Genomic DNA, 3,069 nt, shown 5'->3' on the forward strand with positions numbered 1-3,069 from the left:
TGCAAAATAAAGTTCATCATTATAAATAAAACCTCCAAAATCAGAGTATTTTGTATTGCTTGATACATTATGAATATTGATGTAGGTTTTTTTAGTGTTGGAATATTCTACAAAATAATCTTTGTTATTTTCTAATGATTTCACTCGGCTATCATTAGTGTTTTCACCTTTTAGTTTTAAAAGCCATCCATCAGATTCGGCTATTTTTCCGTTGGTTTTTAATACCTGTGAGTACCTAAATAAATGCTTTGAGGAAGCTATTTTTTCATGAAACTTCATTAATTTGGCGTAATTTTTCTCCGCTTTTGTAAATTCAAAATTGAAATATTGCGCGTCTGCTAAACGGCTTAATACCAAATAAGAGTTATCGCCTTTATCATGGATTGATTCATATAATTCAGCCGCTTTTTTATAGGCAAATTCTTTATAATACCTATCTGCAGCGTATTTACGCTGCCCAAAACTTGCGGTGCTTATTAATAAAATTAGTATATATAGTATTTTTTTCATCTGTCTTATTTTTTTCAGGGGTTTTCGGTAATTTTCAGTCATTTTCAGCACTTTCTAAAATGCTTTAAAAGAATCTTGGCGATTTTAATGCGTGTTCTTTTAACATCTCATAACGAAGCATTACCTCGTAAGTTCCTGAGTTATAATTGCTGTAATTTGAGGTCGTTAAATCATAAGCAAAACCTATGTATAATTTTTTACTCGCCTGAAAACCTAGCAAGGCACTTACAGAATCATCCCATCGCCATGCCAATCCTGCTATAAATTTTTCATTAAACATAAAATTTGCCGACACATCTACTGATAATGGTGCGCCTTTTACTGCCTTTGCCAAGGCCGCCGGTTTGAATTTTATGTTATCACTTAAATTAAATACATATCCTGCGATAAAAAATAAGTGCATGCGTTCTTTAGCAATATCGCCACCATTAACGGTATCGTCATAATGATCGGTGCTGATAAAATTTGGGATTGCTGCTCCTACATACCAATTACTTGTGTAGTAATAAAGCCCCGCTCCAATGGTTGGTAAAAACTTATTAATATTCGCTTTTAACTTGTTGTCATTTACATTTCTAATAAGTCCCTTACTCCAGTCAATGTTCAAATTACGACCTCCTAGTTTTAACCCAAAAGATAGATTTCCGTCTTCACCAGTACGAATGCTGTACGATCCGTTAATATCTAAATAAAGTTCGTTTGAAGGTCCTATTCTATCGTTGGTTAAATTGATTCCTAAACCAACCCCGCTATAGCCTAAAGGTGTGTCATAACTTAATGTTTGACTGTCAGGAGCGCCATCGATTCCTACCCATTGGGTACGCCCTAATAAATTTATGATTGAATGTCCGCTTGACCCTGCATAAGCAGGGTTTACGGTCATCGTATTGTACATATACTGTGTATATTGTGGATCTTGTTGTGCATTAATTCCGCTGATTACACATAGAATTAATAGTATTGAATATCTAATTTTCATATCGTTTTTTTTATCTATTAATGTATAACCAACCTGCTTTTGCTTTTGAACCATCGCCTAAATCAATAACATAATAATAGGTTCCTGATGGTAATTTTTCATCAACAACTAGTGTTGTTCTTCCGTTTGAAATCCCTTTAAATGAAACACTTTCATTATTATATCCTGAAGCTTTGTAAACCGTATTTCCCCATCTATTGAAAATCTCTACCGTATTATTTGCATATTCTGGCTTATCAATACAAGAAATAAAGAAACTATCATTTTCCCCATCGTTATCAGGTGTCATAATATTATAAGGCGTTCCGCAAGGATTTGCTTCTGGTACAACTACGATGGTTACTGTTGCTATTGCACAATTCGTAGGAATTGATCCATTTTCACAAATTTCATACTCTAAATTATACGTCCCTGGTATTACATTTTTAGATACCGTAATAGTACCATCAGGGTTAAATGTAAAACCTTTAAAATTTGTTCCATTAGGGTCTGCTGTTAATGTTACCTCTCCTTTAGCAGTTCCTACTACTACGGGGCTCCCATCTAAAACATCATTTTCTGTAATAACAGGAGTATTAGCTCCTTGCTCCGTAGGGTTTTCACTATAATCATCTACGATCGCCGTAATTACAAATGATACCGATACAGTTACCGTTGCTGTTGAACAAGTTGGTATTGGAGTGTCAGCATCACATAAAGTGTACGTAAAAGTATCTTCTCCTACAAATCCTGATGCTGGCATATAATCAAATGTTCCATCTCCATTACTGACAACTGTTCCGCCTTTAATGCTTGTTGCATCAAAACTAGTGATTGTTGCATTATCTAAAACACTATCATTTTCTAAGACGTTTCCTGTAGTTACAGGCGTATCTTTTAAGGTCGATGCTGTGTCATTTTCTGCTATTGGATTATCATCATTTCCTAGTGGAATCGTGATGGTTGCTGGTGTTGCATCTTCGCCGCTATCGTTATCAATTGCTGCGATGTTAAAAGTAGCATCATCATTTGTGCTTCCATCTGGATCAAATTTTAAACCATTTGCTTGATCTACTGTTAACACTTGATTTAAGGTTACAGGCGTTATTCCATCGGCTAAAAACAAGGTTCCACCAGTTGGTAAACTTGTAATTTTATAATTTTCAACCGTTCCATCGGTATCGTTTCCTGTTGGATTTACAATATCGGTTGCTCCCGCATCACTTGAAATACTTGCTGATGTAATATCATCGGTTGTTGGCAAGACATTTCCTAGTGGAATCGTGATGGTTGCTGCTGTTGCATCTTCGCCGCTATCGTTATCAATTGCTGCGATGTTAAAAGTAGCATCATCATTTGTGCTTCCATCTGGATCAAATTTTAAACCATTTGCTTGATCTACTGTTAAGACTTGATTTAGCGTTACAGGCGTTATTCCATCGGCTAAAAATAAGGTTCCACCAGTTGGTAAACTTGTAATTTTATAATTTTCAACCGTTCCATCGGTATCGTTTCCTGTTGGATTTACAATATCAGTTGCTCCGGCATCACTTGAAATACTTGCTGATGTAATATCATCGGTTGTTGGCAAGACATTTCCT

2 protein-coding genes and 1 pseudogene are annotated in these 3,069 nt (G+C 35.4%); all 3 read right to left on the minus strand.

Annotated elements, in window-relative coordinates; all coding sequences use genetic code 11:
• A pseudogene (locus tag AQ1689_RS00210) lies at positions 1–510 on the minus strand (OmpA family protein); the annotation flags it as partial.
• Between the two features lie 64 nt (positions 511–574).
• Positions 575–1,489 (minus strand): PorP/SprF family type IX secretion system membrane protein, encoded by a 915-nt coding sequence (locus AQ1689_RS00215; protein ID WP_180947502.1) that lies wholly within the window; start codon positions 1,487–1,489, stop codon positions 575–577.
• Positions 1,490–1,499: 10 nt separating this feature from the next.
• Positions 1,500–3,069, minus strand: a 1,570-nt coding sequence (locus tag AQ1689_RS00220) for a T9SS type B sorting domain-containing protein (RefSeq protein WP_145993708.1), incomplete at its 5' end; no start/stop codon positions are given.

It is taken from the genome of Tenacibaculum finnmarkense, assembly GCF_900239185.1.
GTDB lineage: Bacteria > Bacteroidota > Bacteroidia > Flavobacteriales > Flavobacteriaceae > Polaribacter > Polaribacter finnmarkensis.